The organism is Dyadobacter sediminis (assembly GCF_005860765.1).
Taxonomy (GTDB): Bacteria; Bacteroidota; Bacteroidia; order Cytophagales; family Spirosomataceae; genus Dyadobacter; species Dyadobacter sediminis.
The window spans coordinates 601,853-623,014 of the sequence record NZ_VCEI01000021.1 but is presented as its reverse complement, the minus strand read 5'-3'; the positions used below and the strand labels follow the sequence as shown (position 1 = coordinate 623,014).

Genomic DNA, 21,162 nt, shown 5'->3' with positions numbered 1-21,162 from the left:
GCTACCGCTTGACTGCATTCTGGCGACGCATATTGTCCAGCATAATAGCCGTTGCAATTCCGACATTCAGCGATTCGGCTTCTCCGATCCTTGGGATCGTAACTTTGTCCGTTACAAAAGCTTCGATTTCCTTGCTGATCCCGTTGGACTCGTTGCCCATGACAATAAACCCGCCGGAATTTGAAAAATTATAATCGTAAATGGATTTACCGCCCAGAAAAGCGCCGGCAACTTTCTTTTCCGCGGCATTGGCCGACAAGTACGAACCCAGATCGGTATAAAAAACAGTTACCCTTGTAAAAGATCCTTTGCTGGCTGAAATGACCTTCGGATTGTACATGTCCGTCGTATCTTCGGAACAGATTATTTTGGTGATTCCGTACCAGTCGGCAACACGTATAATCGTTCCGAGATTTCCCGGATCACGCACATCGTCCAGAATAAGCGCATATTCGGCCATATCGGGAGACAAAAAAGCATTATCCTTCGTTTTAGCAACGGCCAGGCACGAATCGTTGGTCTGAAATGAACCCAGGCCCTGAAGTTCCTGTAAAGTCACGGTTTCTGTTACAGCATTATGCCGGGATAAATTACTTGAGTATTTTTGCCGGAACTCTGATGTTGATAAAACAAACTCTATCTTAAAATCCGAATCAAGCAGTTCCAGCACACTTTTGGCACCTTCCACAATAAATGCCTCGTGCATTTGCCGGTACTTTTTGATTTTGAGAGCGTTAATATATTTAATACGATTTTTTGACAGCATTGAACAGTAATTACAGGATTATATATAGCTGGTTTATCTTCCTGATTTTGTCGGGAACATTTTCCTGTGCACCCAAAAACCCTTCCAATTCCAGAAGCTATTACTTAGGAAATTCCTCCATTAAAGGAAATCACATCATCAATGACTCCGAACTGGATGCATTGATTCCTCAAAAACCGAACCGGCGGCTTCTTGGCCTGCCGTTTTTCCCGTATGTCGGATTGTACCGATTCGGTGAACTGTTTTACAACAAGGAAGAAAAACAGCGGAATGTAATTGAAATCACGCAAAATTATCAGAAAGAAAGCCTTAATAAAGAAAATTCACCCCGAAAGCTGGACAAAATTCAGCGTAAGTATGCAAAAAAGCTAAAACGTGCGCAGGTGAAAGTGGAACAGGGCAATTTTTTTATGCGTGTGCTGGGTGAAGCACCGGTTTATTTCAACATCAACGAGGTTTCGCAGAATGCAGAAAAGATGCAGAAATACCTTTACAACAACGGCTTTTTTGAATCCGTTGTCACGTTCAAGCCGGATACGACTTTTAACAGGGTGAGGGTCAATTATCTGGTAACGGAAAACCGGCCGACGATGATCAAGGATATTCAGTACAAAATTAAAAATATCCTTGTCGACAGCATCATCCATGCAAACGGAAAAGGCGCTGCGCTGGTCAGCAAAAAAAGATATGACGGAGATTCTTTTGAAGAAGAAAGAATCCGGCTGGAAACCTTGCTCAGAAATGAAGGTTACTTCGGCTTTTCCAGACAAAATGTATCTTACCTCATCAATGATACGATCACCAACGCAGCTACAGACACTTTTTTCAAGTCTGTTGACGTGCAGGTCCGCGTGGATCTGCCCGGCCCGGCCAGCAAGCCGGATCGCTACAAGATCAATTCGGTTCATTTTGAAGTTTTGCCGCCTTCCGGATTGCCTGATTCGCTCTTTAGAAAAGACACGGTCCGTTATCAGGGCATTCAGTATGTTTTTTCGGATAAAAGATTTGCCACAAAAATACTTGACAGTAAAATTCAGGTTCGTCCGGGTGCTTTTTACAGCCAGAAAAAAGAAAGGGATACGCAGCAGCAATTGTCATTGACGGATCAGTTCCGTTTTGTCAATTACAGTTACACGCTTGATTCTACCGGAAAAGGAATCAACAGTTATTTCAAGGTTATTCCACTGGAAAAATATCAGATTTCAACCGATCTGGGTCTGAATGTTATCCAGCTTCAGGGCGCGCCGGGGCCATTTGCCAATCTTTCGTATAAAATCAGAAATGTTTTCAACGGACTTGAAAATTTTGAAGCCAACCTGCGCGGCGGCATTGAACTGGTTCCGGGTTTTCTGGGCGGGAACAATTCCATATACCGGAGCGAGGAAATCGGACTGAATACTTCGCTCATTTTTCCAAGATTGCTGACGCCGGGCAGCCTGTTGCAAAAGCAAACGGCGGCATACAACCCGAGGACACAGCTCGGGCTTGGCTACAACTATGTAAACAGACCCGAATACACGCGTACAAACCTTAAAGCTGCCATGACATACTCCTGGCAGCCAAGCAACACAACCCTGTTTAATCTTTCGTTAATTGATCTTAACGTTTTGAATACGCAGAATATCCGGGCCGATTTTGCAAGTTTGCTGGATACATTGCGAGATCAGGGAAATAACCTGATCAACAGTTTCAACAAATCCTTTGTATCGGATATTAATTTCAATTTCGTTTACAATACCAATTCGCTCATTGGTCCGCCGAAAAATGCCCGTTACCTGCGCATTGCACTGGAATCCGGCGGAACTTCCCTGAATATTCTGCCGAATCAGGAACGGGTCATCAAAGATGTTTTCAATGATAAAGACCTGCAGTTTTACAAATATTTCCGCATGAATGCCGATTACCGCCGTTACTGGCCGGTTGGCAGGCGGTCAGCGTTTGTTGCGAGAATAAATTCGGGGGCTATTTACAGTTATGGCAGCAACAAGGTTCCGCCGTATGAAAAGTACTTTTTCGCCGGAGGCTCAAACAGCTTGCGTGCATGGCTTCCGCGCAGGCTCGGGCCGGGCCGCTCAGAGCCCAGACGGACTTCCAACAATCTGTCGTTCGAATCACCGGGTGAATTTTTAATGGAAGGAAATCTGGAATGGCGGGGATTTCTAGCCAAATTCTTCGGGGATATCAATTATGCCCTTTTTATAGATGCGGGGAATGTCTGGAACCTCAACAGCAATGCACCCGTAGAACAAAAACTGAAAGCGGATCAGTTTTTAAAGGAAATCGCCATCGGGACCGGCTTCGGGATACGTTATGACCTTTCTTTCTTCATTTTGAGGTTTGACTTCGGAATAAAAGTTTACGATCCTTCTTTACAGCGGTTTGTACTGAATGAACTGGAACTCAACAAACTTTTCAAACGAACGCAATCCAATTTCCTGAATATCAATCTGGGCGTAGGATACCCGTTCTAACCATTGCATTAGGCAAGCAGGCTATGACAGTTTGTCAGTTTTCACCGAATTCTTTTTATATTTGTAATTCATTGCACAAGCCGGATCCATCTATTTTCCCTTGGCTTTGTCATTTATAATACGGGTTTAAGACTTTCCCTTCAAGATGGAAAACAGAATTACCGAGACTTTAAAAATACTGACCGACGCAGACAAGGAAGCCTGTGAAACGGTCCATATAACTGAAAACGAACCTGTTTCGCAAAAGAAAAGGCTCTTTATTGAAAGCTATGGCTGCCAGATGAATTTTGCGGACAGCGAAATTGTGGCGTCTGTCATGCGTGAAGCTGGATTTGCCACAACGTCGGAAGCAGAAAATGCTGATTTGATTTTTCTGAACACCTGCGCCATACGCGACAATGCCGAACAGCGCGTAAGAACCCGTCTGCGGCAGCTGAACGTTCTTAAGAAAAAACGTCCGGGCACACTCATCGGCGTACTGGGCTGCATGGCCGAGCGTCTGAAAGCCAAGTTGCTGGAAGAAGAAAAAATGGTTGATATCGTAACCGGGCCGGACGCTTACCGCGATCTTCCGCGGCTTGTTGAAGAAGCCGAAACCGGGCAGAAAGGGGTCAATGTGTTTTTGTCCCGTGAAGAAACCTATGCCGATATTTCACCGATACGCCTGAACTCCAATGGCGTAACTGCATTTATCTCCATCATGCGCGGCTGTGACAACATGTGCAGCTTCTGCGTAGTCCCGTTTACACGCGGCCGCGAACGCAGCCGGGACCCCTACTCCATTGTAAAAGAAGCACAGGCGCTGTTTAACGACGGCTATAAAGAAGTTACGCTGCTCGGACAGAATGTTGACAGCTATAAGTGGCTTGGACAACCCGGGATTTCTGCTGTAACTGAAGAACATACTGAAACTGTGTCCTCACAGGTTCAGGTCAATTTTGCTCAGCTTCTGGAAATGGTTGCGCTTGTCAGTCCTGAACTTCGTGTACGATTCAGTACTTCCCATCCGAAAGACATTACGGATGAAGTGCTTCATACGATGAAAAAACACGATAACATCTGTAAGTACATTCATTTACCTGCACAAAGCGGCAACAGCCGGGTTCTGGAAATTATGAACCGGACTTACAACCGCGAATGGTACCTGGAAAGAATCGACAGCATACGCCGCATACTTGGCGACGAATGTGGCATTTCTCAGGATATGATCGCCGGGTTCTGTACAGAAACCGAAGCGGAACATCAGGATTCCCTTTCATTGCTGGAATATGTAAAATTTGATTTTGGTTTCATGTTTGCCTATTCCGAACGTCCCGGAACGCTGGCTGCCAAAAAATTTGCAGATGACATTCCGGCGGATGTAAAGCAAAGAAGACTCGCAGAAATTATTGATTTACAGCAGCGTATTTCGCTGGAACGTAATCAAAGGCTTGTCGGAAAAATTCAGAAAGTCTTGGTTGAAGGCACTTCCAAACGATCGGAAGAAGATTTTACCGGCAGAAATGATCAGAACAAAAGAGTGGTTTTCCCAAGAGCGCATTTCAAAGTCGGGGATTATGTAAATGTCATGATCACGGATTGTACTGCTGCAACGCTCCGCGGCCATGCTGTTGTCGCCATGGAAGTTTTGCAATAATCTGGAATGAACAGATCAGACAGTATAATTTTAAAAATGTTTTAAAGGCTTACAGCAAGGCCAACAGCCATTTTCATGAATTCAGCGGAAATACAAGCAATAAAGAACCGTTTTGGCATTATCGGCAATTCACCCGGGTTGAACCATGCGATCAATGTAGCTGTACAAGTGGCAGCAACCGATCTTACCGTTCTGATTACCGGTGAAAGCGGCAGCGGAAAAGAATCATTTTCCAAAATCATACACAGCCTCAGTTCCCGTAAACACGGACCGTTTATTGCCATCAACTGCGGTGCCATTCCGGAAGGAACGATTGATTCAGAGCTTTTCGGGCACGAAAAAGGTTCTTTTACCGGCGCGCTGGACGCAAGGAAAGGTTATTTTGAAACCACCAACAGCGGAACAATCTTTCTGGATGAAGTCGGCGAAATGCCCATCGGTACGCAGGCAAGACTGCTGCGCGTTCTGGAAAACGGCGAATACATCCGTGTAGGATCTTCCAAAGTGCTCAAAACCAATGTCCGCGTAGTGGCTGCGACCAATGTAAATTTGCTGGATGCCGTAAACAACGGCAAATTCCGGGAAGATCTTTATTACCGGCTCAATACCGTTCCCATCTACGTTCCGCCACTGCGCGACCGCGGCGAAGATATTTTGCTGCTTTTCAGGAAGTTTACCAATGATTTTTCCGAAAGATACCGTACAAAGCCGGTCAGACTGGACGTGGAAGCACGCGATCTGCTGATGCAGTATGCTTTTCCGGGAAACATCCGCCAGTTAAAAAATATTGCCGAACAGATCACCATTCTTGAAACAGACAAAGATCTGCCGATCAGCCATGACACCCTGAACAATTATCTGAATCCCGTACAGCCTTCCAGCAGAAAAGCACTGGTGACGTTGCGCCAGGGAGAAAATACGGCCGAGTCTTTTTCCGAAAGAGAACTGCTTTACAAGGTTTTATTTGACATGCGCAGGGATATGACGGAACTGAAAAAACTGGTTCGCAACGTGTTGGAAAATGAAAAATACGGAGGCGATATCCTGAAAGATCATCAGGAACTTTTCAGCTCGCTCACCAATGCTGAGCCGGCTGTCACTTCACCCGCAACCGAGCCTGCGCGCCTACTTCCTCCGCCAATTTCCAGAACGGTGGATCTGGACCGGTATTCAGACGAAAGAAGTGAAATTGAAGACGTTGTGCATGTAACGGCAGAAGAAGAGTCGCTTTCTCTGGAAGACAAGGAAAAGGAAATGATCATTAAGGCACTGAGAAAAAACAACAATAAACGAAAGTATGCGGCCAGTGCATTGGGCATATCGGAAAGAACGTTATACAGAAAGATCAAGCAATACGACATTGAAGAATAATTTAAAAGCAGACCGGTATTTGAAAAACAGCATGGCGACATTCGCGAAAAAGTTTGTTCTTATACTCTTTTTCCTGCATTGCACCGTTTTTATCTCAGGATGCGGCGTGTACTCTTTTACCGGTACAAGCTTGTCGCCGGACATCAAGACTTTCAGTGTTCTTAATTTTACAACCGGAACAGCCGGCGGCCCCGCCGATCTTCCGCTCCGGCTTACCGAAGAACTGAAAGAATATTTTCAGCGGAATACAAGCCTGATCAGTCAGCCCGGTGGCGGAGACCTCATTCTGGAAGGTTCCATTACCGGATACGACGTACTGGCCGCTGCGCCGACGGCAAACGATCAGGCCGGATTAAACCGTTTGAATGTGACCGTACAAGTGCGTTTTACGAATGCAAAGGATGAAACCAAGAATTTTGACCAGTCATTTACTTATTACGCGGACTTTCCACAGGATCAAACGCTTAACCAGAACGAAGCGCGGCTTTTGCCTACAATACGGGAAAATTTGGTACAACAGATCTTCAATAAATCGGCGGCGGACTGGTAGAAGAATTTATTTTTGCCTAATTTCAATCCCCGGTTCCGGTAAAATAACAAAAGCAAATCATGGCCATTATTGAAAAAGAAGCATTCAGCCAATTGGTAAAACGTCCAAACGGAATCAATGCAGACATTATTCCGCAACTGGAAGCCACGATCAAGGCTTTTCCCTATTGCCAGATTTCCTATTCTTTACTGGCCAAGGCATCCAGCCTGGCAGGAACTGAAAAACTGGAAGAAACACGCCCGCGCGCTGCGGCTTACGCACTCAGCCGCATTGCCCTGCAGCAACTGGTTGAAAGCAATACGGAGCGTTACGACGCTACGGTGAACATAGAAGAAGCCATTGAAGCGCTGGAAAAACCGCTTGCCGAGCATAACCATGAAGTTGTTCTTACCGAGCTTGTTATAGAGGAAATTGCTCCGGTACAGCAGCAAAAATCAGAAGAGCAGAAAAAGCAGCAGCAGATCATCGAGGGTTTTATGAAGAAAAACCCGAGGATCATTCGTCAGGAAAATAACCTGGAAGCGGTATCCATCGACCTAAGCGGAAGAGTGGCGGAATCAGGTTCGGGAAGCATTGAAACCGAAGCTTTTGCGAAAATTCTGCTGCGTCAGGGCAAAATTGAGAAAGCAATTGATCTCTATCAAAAATTGATCTTGAAAAAACCGGAAAAAAGCAATTACTTTGCGAAAAAATTAAGTGAGCTTTATTCGGATGTAAAGTAACCAGATTTAAAGGTTGTAAAACGCGTTAACTCTCACATTCATTCATTCTATATTATTCTAAGGCATGTATTTGGGTTTGATTATTCTGGTTGCGATTGTCGCAGTATTGTTGATTCTGGTGGTGCTGGTCCAAAATTCAAAAGGCGGAGGACTTTCAAGCGAATTTAGCGGCGCAGGAACTACACAGATGTTTGGTGTAAAGAAAACCACCGATTTGCTGGAACAAATCACGTGGGGACTGGCAGGTGCTGTTATCTTCATTTCACTTGCGTCTTATGTCATTGTGGGCGGAGGCAATCAAGCTGGCGGCATTAACAGCGTTAATGTAGAAAAAGCCCAAAACACCGTTATTCCGGGTGGAAATATTGCACCGGCTCCTGCTCCCGGCGGCGCAGCAACTACACCGGCTGCACCTGCAGCAGCTCCTGCTGACAGTACGAAATAGATATTGAAAGCATTTAAGCATCTGTTAGCCGATGGCTTTTAGCGATTGGCTCCAAGCCTGGTTTAAACGTATTTTATACTAAAAAAGCGTCTGCAATAAATTGCAGACGCTTTTTTAGTATAAAATAATTCGAAAAATACTTTCAGGCGATATTCATTTCTTTCAGTACCAGTTTTTTGGCAACCGGCAGCAACGCTTCATGCAAAGGATAGTCGTACTTTGATTCCACAATATAAGTGGCAGGATTCGGAAGCGATCTGTTTTTTCTGGTAAGATCCACTTTGATCTGCGATACCGAATTCCCAATGCCAACACGCACCGTTTCCAGAAAAGTAGTTTTGAGATACCTTTCTTTCATTTCATTGTACAGCGCAAGCTGATACGCAAACACGCTGACCATCGGTTGAAAAGTATGCAGAAACAGCAGGTAACCTTCTTCCAGTCGTAAAGGCACGATTCCGACCGGCGAAATCCGGACATTTTCTCTGACTTCACTAAACCGCTCGGTTCCGGATTCAAGCGATCTGGTCAGGCGGGGAATGGAAAAATCCAGAATATAATTCAACTCTTCCAGATACGGATCATCCTGATGCAGCTCTTCATATTCCAGCGTCCAGGTCCTGGGATTAATCCCTGTCAGGTTTTTGGGAAACGACGTTCTGATCCGGCTTTTATTGCTTCGAATGGCCAGGCATGCATTCCGGTGTAGTTCCAGATCCGGCAAGTGCGGATGCAGCCGGTTCATTTTAAACTGATTATCAATATGCTGCAGGTAAGCAAGCAAGGTATATTTCTTGTACTCAAAATCAAAAGTTCCTTCGGTTAACCAGTTTTTCTGCAGGTGTGTCATAAGAATTCAGGTTTGATGCCGGTATAATTTAAGCATTTTCAAAAACGGAAACAATGATTTGCTTAACTGCCATGAAAAAGCTTTTATAATTATATAACGGCAGGTTTAGATACAAATTTGTCACACTTGCCGGAAAAAATGTCAGAAAGAACCTGCTGGCATAGATTGTGCTTAGCTCTAATCAGTCAAATCAATTACTGACAATCAAAAAACAAACGTTTAATATTTATGTCAACTTTAGCAGAAATACAAGTGAACGTACAACCTCTGGCTGATCGTGTTCTTGTAGAACCAGCCCCAGCCGAAGAAAAAACAGCATTTGGTATCATTATCCCTGATACTGCAAAGGAAAAGCCTCAGCGTGGAACCGTGGTAGCCGTTGGTCCCGGTAAAAAAGATGAGCCGCTTACAGTAAAAGTAGGTGATACCGTTTTGTACGGTAAATATTCAGGTACTGAATTAGCATACGAAGGAAAAGATATCCTGATCATGCGTGAGTCGGACATTTATGCAATAATCGGCTAATCTGTCTGATCCTAATTCATAGTTTCTCTTAAAGTTAATTCAAATCATTAATTGTTATGTCTAAGAAAATATTTTTTGATACCGAAGCACGCGACAAGGTAAAACGCGGTGTGGATACATTGGCTGACGCCGTTAAGGTTACATTGGGACCTCGTGGCCGTAACGTGGTAATCGATAAGAAATTCGGTTCTCCGAGCATTACAAAAGACGGTGTTACCGTAGCAAAAGAAATCGAACTGAAAGATCCTATCGAAAATATGGGTGCTCAGCTGGTTAAAGAAGTAGCTTCCAAAACGGCTGATTCAGCTGGTGACGGTACTACAACGGCAACCGTTCTTGCTCAGGCTATCTATTCGATCGGTGTTAAAAACGTAGCAGCCGGTGCAAACCCGATGGATCTGAAACGCGGAATCGACAAAGCGGTTAACATCATCGTTAAAGATCTTGAAGCGCAGAAAAAAAATATCTCTACTTCAAAAGAAATTGCACAGGTTGCAACAATTTCGGCCAACCACGATGAGGAAATCGGCCAGATGATTGCAGAAGCAATGGAAAAAGTAGGCAAAGAAGGCGTAATCACCGTAGAAGAAGCACGCGGTACCGAAACAGAAGTTAAAACTGTGGAAGGTATGCAGTTTGACCGCGGATACCTTTCTCCGTACTTTGTTACCAATACAGAGAAAATGGAAGCGGAACTGGAACGTCCGTACATCCTGATCTCTGAAAAGAAAGTTTCTTCCATGAAAGAGCTTCTTCCTGTACTGGAAGCAGTTGCTCAGACTGGCCGTCCTTTGCTTATTCTTGCAGAAGATGTTGACGGAGAAGCACTTGCTACATTGGTAGTGAACAAAATCCGTGGTGCATTGAAAGTGGCAGCTGTTAAAGCGCCAGGTTTCGGTGATCGTCGTAAAGCCATGCTGGAAGATATCGCCAAAGTAACCGGCGGAACCGTAATCAGCGAAGAACAAGGATACAAACTGGAAAATGCCACGCTTGAATACCTTGGAACGGCTGAAAAAGTGATTATCGACAAGGATAACACTACGATCGTAAATGGTAGCGGATCTCCTGAAGAAATCACCGGCCGCGTTAACCAGATCAAATCACAGATCGAAAATACAACTTCTGACTACGATCGTGAGAAACTTCAGGAACGTCTTGCCAAATTGTCCGGCGGTGTTGCAATCCTTTACATCGGTGCAGCAACGGAGGTTGAAATGAAAGAGAAAAAAGACCGTGTGGATGATGCATTGCACGCAACCCGCGCTGCTGTTGAAGAAGGTATCGTAGCTGGTGGTGGTGTAGCTTACATCCGTGCAACTTCCGCTCTTGAAGGCTTGACCGGAAACAACGAAGACGAAACAACGGGTATCAATATCATCCGCGTAGCTTTGGAAGCTCCTTTGAGAACAATTGTTTCCAACTCTGGCCAGGAACCATCCGTGGTTGTTCAGAAAGTAAAAGAAGGAACTGGTGCTTACGGTTACAACGCAAAAGACAATGTATACACAGACCTTCTGGAAGCTGGTATCATTGACCCTAAGAAAGTTTCCCGTCTGGCACTTGAAAACGCAGCATCTATCGCAGGTCTTCTGTTAACTACAGAATGCGTAATTGCTGACGAGCCTGAAGAAAATGCAGCTCCTGCCGGCCATGGACATGGCGGCGGAATGGGCGGAATGATGTAATAATTCCTCTTTCCGCTTTATATAGTTCAAAAGCCGTCCGGAATTCCGGACGGCTTTTGAACTATATACTGAATATCAAACAGTTTTTATAAAAAAATAGCCGCTCAGAAAATCCGGGCGGCTATTTGCTTTACTCAACGTTATGAAAAACTTCATTGTTTAGACGCAGAAGTTTATTCAGGTCACACATGAAGTAAAAAATATTTTTTTTATTTTATTCCAGCATCAGTCCATCCTGCATGACAAGTCGCCTGTCGGCCATTTCAGCCAGATCTTCATTGTGCGTAACGATTATAAAAGTCTGCCCGAATTCATCTCTCAGTTTAAAGAAAAGCTGATGCAGTTCCAGTGCGTTATGGGAATCAAGGTTTCCGCTGGGCTCGTCTGCCAGTACAATCGACGGCTTGTTCAGCAAAGCCCTTGCAACGGCAACACGCTGCTGTTCACCGCCGGAAAGCTGTGACGGCAAATGATCCGCTCTTCCCGAAAGTCCGAGCATCTCGAGCAGCTCCTTCCCTCTTTTCAGAATATCCGCTTCTTTCATATCCCCGTTGATATAGCCGGGCATGCATGCATTTTCCAGCGCTGTAAACTCGGCAAGCAGGTTATGGAACTGGAATATAAACCCGATTTTTTCATTTCTGAACCGGGCAAGGTCTTTGTCTTTCTGGGTAAAAACATTTGTATCTTCAATAAAAACCTGTCCTTCTTCCGGCCTGTCCAGCGTGCCGAGTATATGAAGAAAAGTACTTTTTCCTGCTCCGGAAGCGCCTACAATGGCTACAACTTCCCCTTTTTCAACTTCCAGATCAATGCCTTTCAATACTTGTAAAGACCCGTATGTACGCCTGATCCCATGCGCCCGAAGTAAATTCATGATCCGAAAAGATAATTGGACGGAAACCTACGCCCGTTTTGAATAATTCCTTAATTTGCCGTGAAAATACCAATTTACTTTTATACTCATGAATATTCACGAATATCAAGGCAAAAGCGTCCTAAAAAAATACGGTGTGCGTATTCAGGAAGGGCTCGTAGCCGACACGCCGGACAAGGCGGTAGAAGTTGCACGTGAGCTTAGCCAGCAGACTGGTACCAAATGGTATGTTGTAAAATCACAGATCCATGCCGGCGGACGTGGAAAAGGCCGGATCGTCGGAACAGAACAACGTGGCGTTGCCCTTGCAAAATCGGTTGAAGATGTGCGTACAATATCCAAAAACATTCTGGGCAAAGTACTGGTTACGCATCAGACCGGCGCAGACGGAAAGCGCGTAAACAAAGTCCTGATTGCTGAAGACGTATACTATCCGGGTCCGAGCGAACCGAAAGAATATTACCTTTCCATTCTGCTGGACCGTGCCAGAAACTGTAACGTGATTATGGCGAGTACGGAAGGCGGTATGGACATTGAAGAAGTGGCCGAGCACACGCCGGAAAAAATCATGAAGGAATGGATTGACCCGAAAGTAGGATTACAACCTTTTCAGGCGCGTAAAGTTGCTTTTGCACTGGGTCTTGAAGGCGATGCTTTCAAGGAAATGGTGAAATTCATCACTTCCCTTTACAAGGCTTACGTCGAAAGCGATTCGTCCATGTTTGAAATCAACCCGGTTTTAAAAACATCTGACAATAAAATTCTAGCCGTTGATGCAAAAGTGGATCTGGATGATAACGCGTTGTACCGCCATCCCGAACTTGCAGAAATGCGCGATACCAACGAGGAAGATCCTTTGGAAGTAGAAGCCGGAGCCAATAACCTGAACTATGTAAAGCTGGACGGAAACGTAGGCTGTATGGTGAACGGTGCCGGGCTTGCCATGGCAACCATGGACCTTATCAAGCTGTCAGGCGGTGAGCCTGCCAACTTCCTGGATGTTGGAGGTGGTGCCAATGCACGTACCGTGGAAGCCGGTTTCCGGATTATCCTTAAAGACCCTAATGTAAAAGCAATCCTGATCAACATATTCGGCGGTATCGTTCGTTGCGACCGTGTTGCTGCGGGTGTTGTGGAAGCATACAAGGCAATTGGTGAGATTCCGGTTCCGATTATCGTTCGTCTGCAGGGTACCAATGCAGAAGAAGGCGCGCGTATTATAAATGAATCCGGACTTAAAGTTTATTCTGCGATCGAATTCAAGGAAGCAGCAGCAAAAGTTTCAGAAGTTTTGGCAGATTTGGGACTTTAATAAAGTTCTGAAGCCAGATTCATATAAATCAGCAATGTCAGCCTGAGCAGCCCGTTTGCTCAGGCTGATTTTTTTTGCTCCTTAATGAAGTAAAATCAGCTTAGCAAAAACCACAGCATCATCGTTACGGCAAAACTTGCAAGTCCCTGCAATCCGGTTAGGATGGTGTGCGTGCGGTAAGTATCTCTGGTTGAAATACCAGTAAACTGCGATACAACCCAGAACCAGGCGTCGTTGGTATGCGAAACGATCATGGCGCCACTGCCTACGGCCATGACTATTAACGTAATCTGTACGGGCGTTACAAATCCCAGCGTTCCGAGTAACGGAGCCAGAATGCTAGTCGTCAAAACCATGGAAGATGTTGTCGATCCCTGCGCGGTTTTGAAAAAAGCGGCAATGACAAAAGCAATCAGCAGCAAATAGCTTCCGGACATTTCATTGTTGATCAGCCACAAACTGACTATTTCCTTCAGGCTTGTTTCTTTCAGTATTGCTCCGAAAGCGCCCCCTGCTCCTACCAGAACCAACGTGGTGCCGCAATGCTCAATACCACTTTTGAAACAGGCTGTCATTTTTTCAGCCGGATGTTCCGGAAACAATGAATAACTGAAAAATATAGCTAATAAAAACGAAACCAGCGGACTGCCAAAAAACCCGAACCATTTTATCCATACGTCAGGAAAGTTCAGGATTCTTGCAAAAGAAGCAAGCGTAATGAGAATGATCGGCAGCAGAATAGGCATAAAGGATTTCCAGGCGGAAGGAAGCTGCCTTTCGGGAATGATAACTGGTTCTTCCACGACTGAACTTTCCGCCGTTTCCATGTTGCGGGCATATTTTCCGGCAAACCACGTGGAAAGAAAAAGGCTGGGAACGGATACAATCAAACCCAGCAGAATGACCAGACCGACCGAATCTGCAATGCCGAGGTTTCCTGCTGCCGAAAGCGGCCCGGGCGTTGGCGGCACCAGCGTATGCGTTGCAAAAAGGCCGCCGGAAAGTGACAAAGCAATGGTTCCCAGCGGCTTTCCGGTTCTATTCGCTACGATCTGGTTCAGCTTGTGAAGGATTATAAAACCCGAATCACAGAATACCGGAATCCCGACAATCCCGCCGATCACGGACATGGCAAACGCCGGCCTTTTTTCTCCGAACAGTTTTAGAATGACATCCGCAACTTTGATCGCCGCGCCGGATTTGTCCAGAATGGCACCGATGACACAGCCCAGAATCACCATTAAACCGATTTTGGACATCAGTTCGCCAAAGCCTTTGCCAATGGTTTCAGCCAGTTTGTCAATGGGCAGGCCGGCAAATACGCCTACGCCCAGGGCAGCCAGCAGCAATCCGGTCAGCGGATGCATTTTCAGAACCGTGGAACTGAGTACAATAAAAATAATGGCAGCCAGAACAATTATGATAATCATGGGTTCCGGTTTTGCTACAACAGCCCTAATATCGCCTCATCGCCCATTATTGCATTTGCCGGGCGCGGATGTGCGGCATTAAAAACTTCCAGATCTTTTATTTCCAGTACTTTTGAAGGCGCTTCATTTATGTTTCCCTGGGCGTCCGTTACTGCTTTCAGGTCTAATCTGGCATGTTTCGCCATGAACGCGTACATCGCTTTTCTTTTGGAAGGGCCGAAATCGTGCTGTTCATCTGCAAGGTGCACGCTTTCAAGCATATCCTTTTTGCCATACAAACCGTAAATTTTCTGAACAAAAGGAAATTCTACTTCCGGCGTATTTTTGGTCCAGTCGCCGCCATCCGAAATCATGATCATGGGTTTCGGCGCAGCTAGTGCAGCGATTTCCACATTATTGGTCTGAAAATCGCCGTTTTTATGAATCGGCATACCGCTCTCGCAAACGCAGCCGCCAAAGAAATAAGCAGAAACCATCACCACCGGCACCGATATCTTTATACGGTTGTCCAATGCTGTCAGCAGAAAAGTCTGCGTTCCGCCGCCCGACTCGCCAGTAACAGCTATTCTTTCCGGATCAACGCCGGGAACCGACAGTAAGAAGTCCAGTGAACGGATGCTGTTGATCGTCTGCAATTTCAATGCTTTGGACATCTTGTGCTCACACTGGCGGGAATCACCTTGTCCGACCATATCCCAGACAAAAACAACGGCGCCCATTCTGGCCAGCGTTGCACAACGTTTCTGAGTTTGTTCCCGAAATCTTCCGTGCGGGTTCTCACCATGGCCGTGTGGGCATAGAATTCCGGCATATGATTTTTGTTTTTTGGAAGGTTTATACAAATTCCCGGTGACATAAACGCCCGGCATACTTTCAAAAGCTACGTTTTCAACTGTATAGCCGTCCATTTCCTTTTTGCTGTGTACAATCGGCGCGGAAGCTGGTTTTGCGGGCAAACTCTGCAGATCCATGCCTTCCCGGATCTGCTTTTTTATTTTTGCTGCGCGTGTTTCCCATTCCAGCCTGGATGAAACCGCATGTTTTTCCAGGAATTCCTTTCCTTGTGCTTCAGTAAAGTAAGCACCCTGACATAATTCGGTCTGCTGCCCGAAAGCCGCTGCGGCCAGGCAAAAAGTATTAATCAGCAACAATGAAATCGTCTTCATCTTGAACAGTAATAAGATAAACAGGTTTCTGACAAAAGAACAAAAACCGTTGCTACTACTTATTCAGGCAATTTTTCCGGAAACTACAATGAAATGACAAAGCTTCACGGAATGGCTACTTTAATGTATTTACTGATGATATGCGCTTCCAGTTTGCTGACCAATCCCTTGTATTCTCCGTCAATCTGAAAATGGGCTTCCTTGTCCGGGCAGGTTATTTCCGCCTTCTGAACAGAAATAACCTGCATGATTTCCGGATTGAAGTCGGTATTTCCCGCCAGTATCTTGGCTGTTTCGATAAAATCCAGTTTTTTGGCAATAACCAGTTCAAAAAAGCCGTCTGACATGTCGCCCGCAGGATTTATGGTAACGCCGGTTCCGTACTTCTGCGCATTGGCAATGATTACGATCAGCGCGTCCGTTTCAATGATTTCCTGATCTGTTTTAATCTGAACCCTGAAATTTTCGTGTTCGCTGAGCGTCTTGAGCATTTCTTTTGCGTAACCCAGTTTACCGCGCACATCGCTGTTTTCGTAATTCTTGACAAGCAAGGCATTCAGGCCGATATCACTCAGGTGCAAGCTGATTTCGCCGTTAATGGAAACGGCATCTATTTCCACGAAATTGGTACCAAATGCAACTTCCGTAGCCTGTGCCACAGAACCGGAAACCCCGAAATCCATTGCAAGTCCGTTGGCAGAACCCACCGGAATAATTCCCATAATGACATCAATGCCGTGAATGGCCTGTGCAACCAGTGAAATCGTACCGTCGCCGCCAGCTACAAGTACACGTTCCGGATTGATATTCTCAACCATTTCCCGGACTGTTTCCATGTCGTTTTCGCCGGTAGTAGAGTAAATACGAAGGTCATAGCCTTCTGCCTCTGCTGTTTCAATGACTTTTTCAAAAACAATATCCTTATCCACATCACCGGATATGGGATTTACTACCAACAAAACTTTTCGTTCTGGAAACATATTGTCTAAATTAGGGGACTTGAAGTCTAAGTGGATAAAGATAGTTATGAAACGTTGTGACTTAAAATTGTATCGCGGTTATGCGAATAAAAAAGAACTGGTCGTGTTCGGGCATGTCGTAAAAAAATATCCTTCCGGCGACCGTAAATACACGCGTACCGGTTTCCGATATGCAAAAACCATCATTGAACTTTTTTCGATCAAGACGCTTCCTTTTCTGAAAGTGGTTTTACGCATCGGCGATCTTACGGTGGAAACGCGGGCCGAAGAAGATGGTTATTTCCGTTTTCAGGTTCCGTTCAAGGAAGCCATGCCAAGCGGCTGGCATACGTATGAAGTTACTGTTGACGATGAAGTGGACGGAAAAAAGTATCATGCTTCCAGCAAAGAAGAGTTTTTTCTCCCGTATAAAACGTCGTACGGCATTATTTCGGATATTGACGATACGTTCCTGATTTCACACAGCCGCCGTTCTTTCAAAAAGCTTTTTATCCTGCTGTCCAGAAACGTGCAGGCGCGGAAACCGTTCGACGATGTGGTGAAGCATTATCAGCTGCTTTCGTTTGCCAGCCGGACGCATCCGCAGAAAGAAAGCAATATCTTCTTTTACGTTTCCAGCAGCGAATGGAACTTGTATGATATGATTGTACGCTTCGCCGAACTCAACGGTTTGCCCAAAGCCGTTCTGAAGCTGAAAAAAATCAAGTCCGGGCTGGACGATTTTGTGATGACCGGAGCCGGTTCTCACGATCATAAACTGAGGAAGATCAATAACATCATTACGTTTTATCCTGAACTTCAGTTTATATTACTGGGCGACGATTCGCAGAAAGACCCGGAAATTTATCAGGAAATATGCAGGACTTATCCGGACAAGGTTCGTGCAGTTTACATTCGCCAGACTACCAAGCGAAGCAAACCTCTGACTACATCCCTGATGAAAAGCATTCAGGATCTGGGTATTGATACGTGCTATTTTGCGCACAGCAACAAAGCCATCGTGCATTCGCTCGAAAAAGGGCTTGTATTTGAAGCACCTGTGGAAATACTGGAAGCAGTTGCTCCGCCGGTTGAAAACCCGTAAGCAATCTTTGTTACATCAAAACAACCAATGGATATTTCCCATATACTGAACGAACTTGGCGAAGACCGCAGCCTTTATTTCAATGCAGTAGCGCCTCCGATCGTTCAGACCAGCAATTTTGTTTTTGATTCCTTTGAAGAAATCAGGAAAGCGTTTGAAGATGAAGATTCGGCTTTTCTTTATTCCCGCGGAAAAAACCCGACAATTGAAATACTGCGCAAGAAACTGGCTGCGCTGGACGGCGCAGAAGATGCACTGGTTTTTAACAGCGGCGCTTCCGCCATCTTTGCCGCCGTGCTTGCCAATGTCGGTGCAGGCGATCACATCGTTTCCGTGGACAAACCATACAGCTGGGCATGGCGGATGTTTGACAACATGCTGCCGCGTTTCCATGTAAAAACCACTTATGTGGACGGTACCCGGATTGAAAACTTTGAAAAAGCGCTCACGCCGGAAACGCGGATCATTTATCTGGAATCGCCGAATTCGAATACGTTCGAGCTGCAGGATCTGGAGGCGGTTGCCAAGCTGGCCAGGGAACGGGGCATTCTGACCATTATCGACAACAGTTACTCTACGCCGCTGCACCAGAAACCGCATGCTTTTGGGATAGACCTGAGCCTGCAGTCGGCAACCAAATACCTCGGCGGACACAGCGATACCGTTGCCGGCGTACTGACGGGTAAAAAAGCCATGCTGAACAAAATCTTCAATGAACAGCTGCTGAACAATGGCTCGGGCATCTCGCCGTTTAATGCCTGGCTGATATTGCGCGGAATCAGAACACTACAATTAAGGCTGGAACATATTTCGGCAACAACGGTAAAGGTCATTGAATTTCTGAAAAATCATTCTAAAATTGAAAGAGTCATTTTTCCTTTTGACGATGATTTTCCGCAGATTTCACTGGCAAAAAAGCAGATGACAGGCGCTTGCGGCCTTTTTACCATTGTACTGAAAGCCGTTTCGCATGAGCAGATTGAAAGATTTACCTATTCATTGAAACATTTTCTGGTAGCAGTTTCGTGGGGCGGGCATGAGTCTTTAATCCTTCCGCAGGCAGCGGGCATGGCACCCGGACAATTTGATCCGTCTGTTGAAAAACACCGGATGGCCAGAGTTTATGTGGGCCTCGAAAATGCAGAATACCTTATCCGTGATCTGGATCAGGCACTTTCCGTTTTATGATTTATAAAAATGAAAAAGATCCTGATTGTAGAAGATGACCGCCGAATTGCACAGAATATTTTCCGGGGACTTGCATCGGAAAACATGGAAGCTGAAATTGCTTATGACGGTATTACCGGAAAACAGCTGGCGCTGGAAAAGAGATTTGATCTGCTGTTACTGGACGTAAATCTGCCTGGCATGAAAGGTTACGACGTTTGCGAGCAAGTACGGGCTTACAAGCCTTCGCTGCCCATTATCATGCTTACGGCTTACGGCGAAATTGAAGACAAAGTGGAAGGACTGAGCCGCGGAGCCAACGACTACATTGTAAAACCGTTTGATTTCCGGGAACTGCTGGCCCGTATCCATGCTGCACTGCGGGTTTCGGAACTGCTTAATCCCGAATCGCCTGACAAAATTCTGAGAATTGCCGACCTGGAAATGAACCTTGGAACCAAACAGGTAAGCCGCGGCGGAAACATCATTGACCTTACCGCCAAAGAATTCGCATTGCTTGAATATTTTATGCTGCACCGAGGCCGCGTAGTTTCCAAAATGGATCTGGCCGAGCATGTATGGCACCTGAATTTTGATCCCGGCACGAACGTCGTGGAAGTATATATCAATTATTTGCGAAAAAAAGTAGACAAGGATTTTACGGCCAAACTGATCCATACGCGTCCGGGAATGGGCTACATTATGAAGGAAGAATAGCAATGAAAATCAAAGACCGTATCGCTTTCCAGTTTACCCTTTTGGTAGCCGCGATCCTGCTGCTGTTTTCCATTGCGATTTACAGTGTTTCAGAACATTACAGACAGGAAGAATTTTATGACCGCCTGAAAAGCCGTGCAAGAACAACGTGCCGGCTTCTTGTAAAAGTAAAAGGAATTGACAAGGATCTGCTGAAAGCCATTGACCAGAATACGCTTTCTGAAATGCTGGACGAAAAAGTCCTGATTTTCAATTCCGCCAACGAACTGATTTATTCCAGTGTTGACGACAAACTGCTTACGTACCGGACATCTTTACTGAATGAAGTCCGGAAAAAAAAGTATATGGAATTCCATCAGGGTGAAAGTGAAGTAATAGGGCTGCTGTATCAGGAAGAAAGCCAGCCGCTGGTTGTACTCGCAACGGCTTACGACACTTTCGGGCACAGCAAGCTGAATAATTTGAAAAGCACGCTGGGCTGGGGACTTCTGGCGGGAATTGCGGTGACGGTCGGGCTGGGCGTTTATTTTGCCGGCAATGCACTTCGGCCGATCAGCCGCATTAACGAGCAGGTTTCACTCATTACCGCGCAGAACCTTTCCCTGAAACTGGATGAAGGCAACCGAAAAGATGAAATTGCACAGCTTGCCATTAACTTCAATACGGTGCTGTACCGGTTGCACAAAGCATTTGAACAGCAGAAAAGCTTTGTATCGCACGCTTCGCACGAACTGCGAACACCGCTTGCCGCACTCAAATCGGAAATTCAGCTTGGGCAGCGGTTTACCAAAAGCGATCCGGATCTGGAAGAAGTGTTTTCCAATCTGTTTTCGGATACGGAACGGCTGATCAGCATCACCAATAACCTGCTTTTTTTGGCACGTTCGTACGAGAATATGGGCAGCATGAAAATGGCGCCCATTCACATCGAAGACCTGGCTTTCCTGGCAAAGGAAGAGCTTTTATCGTCGCATCCGGATTACAAGGTTGAAATTGACTATGAAACGATTCCGGAAAATGAAAATGAAACGGTGATCGAAGGCAATGAAGAACTGCTTAAAAGGGTTTTTTCCAATCTGCTCGATAATGCATGCAAGTACTCAGCCGATCATACCGCCCGGATCTTGATTTCTTCCAATGAAAAATCATGTATTGTCAAAGTCAGCGATCAGGGAATCGGGATTGGCAAAGAAGATCTGCCTCATATTTTCAATCCTTTTTTCCGTTCATCCAATGCTGCCGAGCTGCCCGGTTTCGGTATCGGACTTTCCATTTGCCAAAGGATCGTGGAACTGCATCACGGCGTTATCTCGGTAACCAGCGAACCTGGCAGAGGAAGCGAGTTTCAGGTACAGCTCAATCATGTCTGAACGGCGCAATGCCTTTTTCTAATCTTTTTCTAACT

General features: G+C 45.6%; 19 protein-coding genes. 13 read left to right on the top strand and 6 right to left on the bottom strand.

What is annotated here, in order from left to right; all coding sequences use genetic code 11:
* Position 1: 1 nt before the first annotated feature.
* Positions 2 to 766 carry a TrmH family RNA methyltransferase gene (locus FEM55_RS09900; RefSeq protein WP_138281164.1) on the bottom strand — a complete coding sequence of 255 codons (765 nt, stop codon included), beginning with the start codon at positions 764 to 766 and terminating at the stop codon, positions 2 to 4.
* On the opposite strand from FEM55_RS09900, the gene tamL reads away from it, so the two are divergent.
* From tamL to secG, 6 genes are all read left to right on the top strand, one after another.
* Positions 757 to 3,237, top strand: a complete 2,481-nt coding sequence (tamL, locus tag FEM55_RS09895; RefSeq protein WP_229209184.1) for a translocation and assembly module lipoprotein TamL — start codon at positions 757 to 759, stop codon at positions 3,235 to 3,237. The genes FEM55_RS09900 and tamL overlap by 10 nt on opposite strands.
* Before the next feature lie 145 nt (positions 3,238 to 3,382).
* Complete coding sequence (gene miaB, locus FEM55_RS09890; protein ID WP_138281163.1) at positions 3,383 to 4,873, top strand: tRNA (N6-isopentenyl adenosine(37)-C2)-methylthiotransferase MiaB; 1,491 nt, start codon at positions 3,383 to 3,385, stop codon at positions 4,871 to 4,873.
* Between the two features lie 75 nt (positions 4,874 to 4,948).
* Positions 4,949 to 6,244: a sigma-54 interaction domain-containing protein gene (locus FEM55_RS09885; protein WP_138281162.1), complete on the top strand. Its 1,296-nt coding sequence runs from the start codon at positions 4,949 to 4,951 to the stop codon at positions 6,242 to 6,244.
* A 31-nt stretch (positions 6,245 to 6,275) separates the two neighbouring features.
* Complete coding sequence (locus tag FEM55_RS09880) at positions 6,276 to 6,794, top strand: LptE family protein (protein ID WP_138281161.1); 519 nt, start codon at positions 6,276 to 6,278, stop codon at positions 6,792 to 6,794.
* A 59-nt stretch (positions 6,795 to 6,853) separates the two neighbouring features.
* Entirely contained in the window at positions 6,854 to 7,516 is a 663-nt protein-coding gene (locus FEM55_RS09875) for a DUF8458 domain-containing protein (RefSeq protein ID WP_138281160.1), read from the top strand.
* Between the two features lie 64 nt (positions 7,517 to 7,580).
* Positions 7,581 to 7,961, top strand: coding sequence for a preprotein translocase subunit SecG (secG, locus tag FEM55_RS09870; protein WP_138281159.1), 381 nt, complete (start codon positions 7,581 to 7,583; stop codon positions 7,959 to 7,961).
* Between the two features lie 142 nt (positions 7,962 to 8,103).
* Here the strand turns inward: secG and FEM55_RS09865 are convergent, their stop codons facing one another.
* Positions 8,104 to 8,811, bottom strand: a complete 708-nt coding sequence (locus FEM55_RS09865) for a hypothetical protein (protein WP_138281158.1) — start codon at positions 8,809 to 8,811, stop codon at positions 8,104 to 8,106.
* Between the two features lie 228 nt (positions 8,812 to 9,039).
* On the opposite strand from FEM55_RS09865, the gene FEM55_RS09860 reads away from it, so the two are divergent.
* Together FEM55_RS09860 and groL are read left to right on the top strand one after the other, a co-directional pair.
* Positions 9,040 to 9,336, top strand: coding sequence for a co-chaperone GroES (locus tag FEM55_RS09860; RefSeq protein ID WP_031526862.1), 297 nt, complete (start codon positions 9,040 to 9,042; stop codon positions 9,334 to 9,336).
* 56 nt (positions 9,337 to 9,392) lie between these two features.
* The gene (gene groL, locus FEM55_RS09855) at positions 9,393 to 11,024 is read left to right on the top strand and encodes a chaperonin GroEL (protein WP_138281157.1); all 1,632 of its coding nucleotides are present in this window, start codon (positions 9,393 to 9,395) and stop codon (positions 11,022 to 11,024) included.
* A 214-nt stretch (positions 11,025 to 11,238) separates the two neighbouring features.
* Here the strand turns inward: groL and FEM55_RS09850 are convergent, their stop codons facing one another.
* Positions 11,239 to 11,901, bottom strand: coding sequence for an ABC transporter ATP-binding protein (locus tag FEM55_RS09850; RefSeq protein WP_138281156.1), 663 nt, complete (start codon positions 11,899 to 11,901; stop codon positions 11,239 to 11,241).
* An 88-nt stretch (positions 11,902 to 11,989) separates the two neighbouring features.
* Between FEM55_RS09850 and sucC the strand changes: the two genes are divergently transcribed.
* Positions 11,990 to 13,213: an ADP-forming succinate--CoA ligase subunit beta gene (sucC, locus tag FEM55_RS09845; protein ID WP_138281155.1), complete on the top strand. Its 1,224-nt coding sequence runs from the start codon at positions 11,990 to 11,992 to the stop codon at positions 13,211 to 13,213.
* A 95-nt stretch (positions 13,214 to 13,308) separates the two neighbouring features.
* Here sucC and FEM55_RS09840 read toward each other — a convergent pair whose 3' ends face one another.
* The 3 genes from FEM55_RS09840 to FEM55_RS09830 all read right to left on the bottom strand — a co-directional run bounded on the left by FEM55_RS09840 (position 13,309) and on the right by FEM55_RS09830 (position 16,789).
* The gene (locus tag FEM55_RS09840; protein WP_138281154.1) at positions 13,309 to 14,643 is read right to left on the bottom strand and encodes a GntP family permease; all 1,335 of its coding nucleotides are present in this window, start codon (positions 14,641 to 14,643) and stop codon (positions 13,309 to 13,311) included.
* A gap of 14 nt (positions 14,644 to 14,657) precedes the next feature.
* Positions 14,658 to 15,809: an alpha/beta hydrolase family protein gene (locus tag FEM55_RS09835; protein WP_138281153.1), complete on the bottom strand. Its 1,152-nt coding sequence runs from the start codon at positions 15,807 to 15,809 to the stop codon at positions 14,658 to 14,660.
* A 104-nt stretch (positions 15,810 to 15,913) separates the two neighbouring features.
* On the bottom strand, positions 15,914 to 16,789 hold the full coding sequence (locus FEM55_RS09830; protein WP_138281152.1) for a diacylglycerol/lipid kinase family protein: 876 nt from the start codon (positions 16,787 to 16,789) through the stop codon (positions 15,914 to 15,916).
* Between the two features lie 46 nt (positions 16,790 to 16,835).
* Between FEM55_RS09830 and FEM55_RS09825 the strand changes: the two genes are divergently transcribed.
* From FEM55_RS09825 to FEM55_RS09810, 4 genes are read left to right on the top strand one after another with little or no spacing between them, the layout of a single operon-like run.
* Positions 16,836 to 17,873 carry an App1 family protein phosphatidate phosphatase gene (locus FEM55_RS09825; RefSeq protein ID WP_138281151.1) on the top strand — a complete coding sequence of 346 codons (1,038 nt, stop codon included), beginning with the start codon at positions 16,836 to 16,838 and terminating at the stop codon, positions 17,871 to 17,873.
* A gap of 27 nt (positions 17,874 to 17,900) precedes the next feature.
* Positions 17,901 to 19,061 carry a trans-sulfuration enzyme family protein gene (locus FEM55_RS09820; protein ID WP_138281150.1) on the top strand — a complete coding sequence of 387 codons (1,161 nt, stop codon included), beginning with the start codon at positions 17,901 to 17,903 and terminating at the stop codon, positions 19,059 to 19,061.
* Between the two features lie 9 nt (positions 19,062 to 19,070).
* Complete coding sequence (locus FEM55_RS09815) at positions 19,071 to 19,757, top strand: response regulator transcription factor (protein WP_138281149.1); 687 nt, start codon at positions 19,071 to 19,073, stop codon at positions 19,755 to 19,757.
* A 2-nt stretch (positions 19,758 to 19,759) separates the two neighbouring features.
* Complete coding sequence (locus FEM55_RS09810) at positions 19,760 to 21,127, top strand: sensor histidine kinase (protein WP_138281148.1); 1,368 nt, start codon at positions 19,760 to 19,762, stop codon at positions 21,125 to 21,127.
* Positions 21,128 to 21,162 lie beyond the last annotated feature (35 nt).

Excerpts from the sequence above, each read along its gene's own strand:
- groL (WP_138281157.1), top strand. The coding sequence starts at position 9,393 with ATGTCTAAGAAAATATTTTTTGATACCGAAGCACGCGACAAGGTAAAA.
- sucC (WP_138281155.1), top strand. The coding sequence starts at position 11,990 with ATGAATATTCACGAATATCAAGGCAAAAGCGTCCTAAAAAAATACGGT.
- FEM55_RS09810 (WP_138281148.1), top strand. The coding sequence starts at position 19,760 with ATGAAAATCAAAGACCGTATCGCTTTCCAGTTTACCCTTTTGGTAGCC.
- FEM55_RS09835 (WP_138281153.1), bottom strand. The coding sequence starts at position 15,809 with ATGAAGACGATTTCATTGTTGCTGATTAATACTTTTTGCCTGGCCGCA.
- FEM55_RS09820 (WP_138281150.1), top strand. The coding sequence starts at position 17,901 with ATGGATATTTCCCATATACTGAACGAACTTGGCGAAGACCGCAGCCTT.
- FEM55_RS09830 (WP_138281152.1), bottom strand. The coding sequence starts at position 16,789 with ATGTTTCCAGAACGAAAAGTTTTGTTGGTAGTAAATCCCATATCCGGT.
- FEM55_RS09850 (WP_138281156.1), bottom strand. The coding sequence starts at position 11,901 with ATGAATTTACTTCGGGCGCATGGGATCAGGCGTACATACGGGTCTTTA.
- FEM55_RS09815 (WP_138281149.1), top strand. The coding sequence starts at position 19,071 with ATGAAAAAGATCCTGATTGTAGAAGATGACCGCCGAATTGCACAGAAT.
- FEM55_RS09875 (WP_138281160.1), top strand. The coding sequence starts at position 6,854 with ATGGCCATTATTGAAAAAGAAGCATTCAGCCAATTGGTAAAACGTCCA.
- FEM55_RS09840 (WP_138281154.1), bottom strand. The coding sequence starts at position 14,643 with ATGATTATCATAATTGTTCTGGCTGCCATTATTTTTATTGTACTCAGT.
- FEM55_RS09865 (WP_138281158.1), bottom strand. The coding sequence starts at position 8,811 with ATGACACACCTGCAGAAAAACTGGTTAACCGAAGGAACTTTTGATTTT.
- FEM55_RS09885 (WP_138281162.1), top strand. The coding sequence starts at position 4,949 with ATGAATTCAGCGGAAATACAAGCAATAAAGAACCGTTTTGGCATTATC.
- secG (WP_138281159.1), top strand. The coding sequence starts at position 7,581 with ATGTATTTGGGTTTGATTATTCTGGTTGCGATTGTCGCAGTATTGTTG.
- miaB (WP_138281163.1), top strand. The coding sequence starts at position 3,383 with ATGGAAAACAGAATTACCGAGACTTTAAAAATACTGACCGACGCAGAC.
- FEM55_RS09900 (WP_138281164.1), bottom strand. The coding sequence starts at position 766 with ATGCTGTCAAAAAATCGTATTAAATATATTAACGCTCTCAAAATCAAA.
- FEM55_RS09825 (WP_138281151.1), top strand. The coding sequence starts at position 16,836 with ATGAAACGTTGTGACTTAAAATTGTATCGCGGTTATGCGAATAAAAAA.
- FEM55_RS09880 (WP_138281161.1), top strand. The coding sequence starts at position 6,276 with ATGGCGACATTCGCGAAAAAGTTTGTTCTTATACTCTTTTTCCTGCAT.
- FEM55_RS09860 (WP_031526862.1), top strand. The coding sequence starts at position 9,040 with ATGTCAACTTTAGCAGAAATACAAGTGAACGTACAACCTCTGGCTGAT.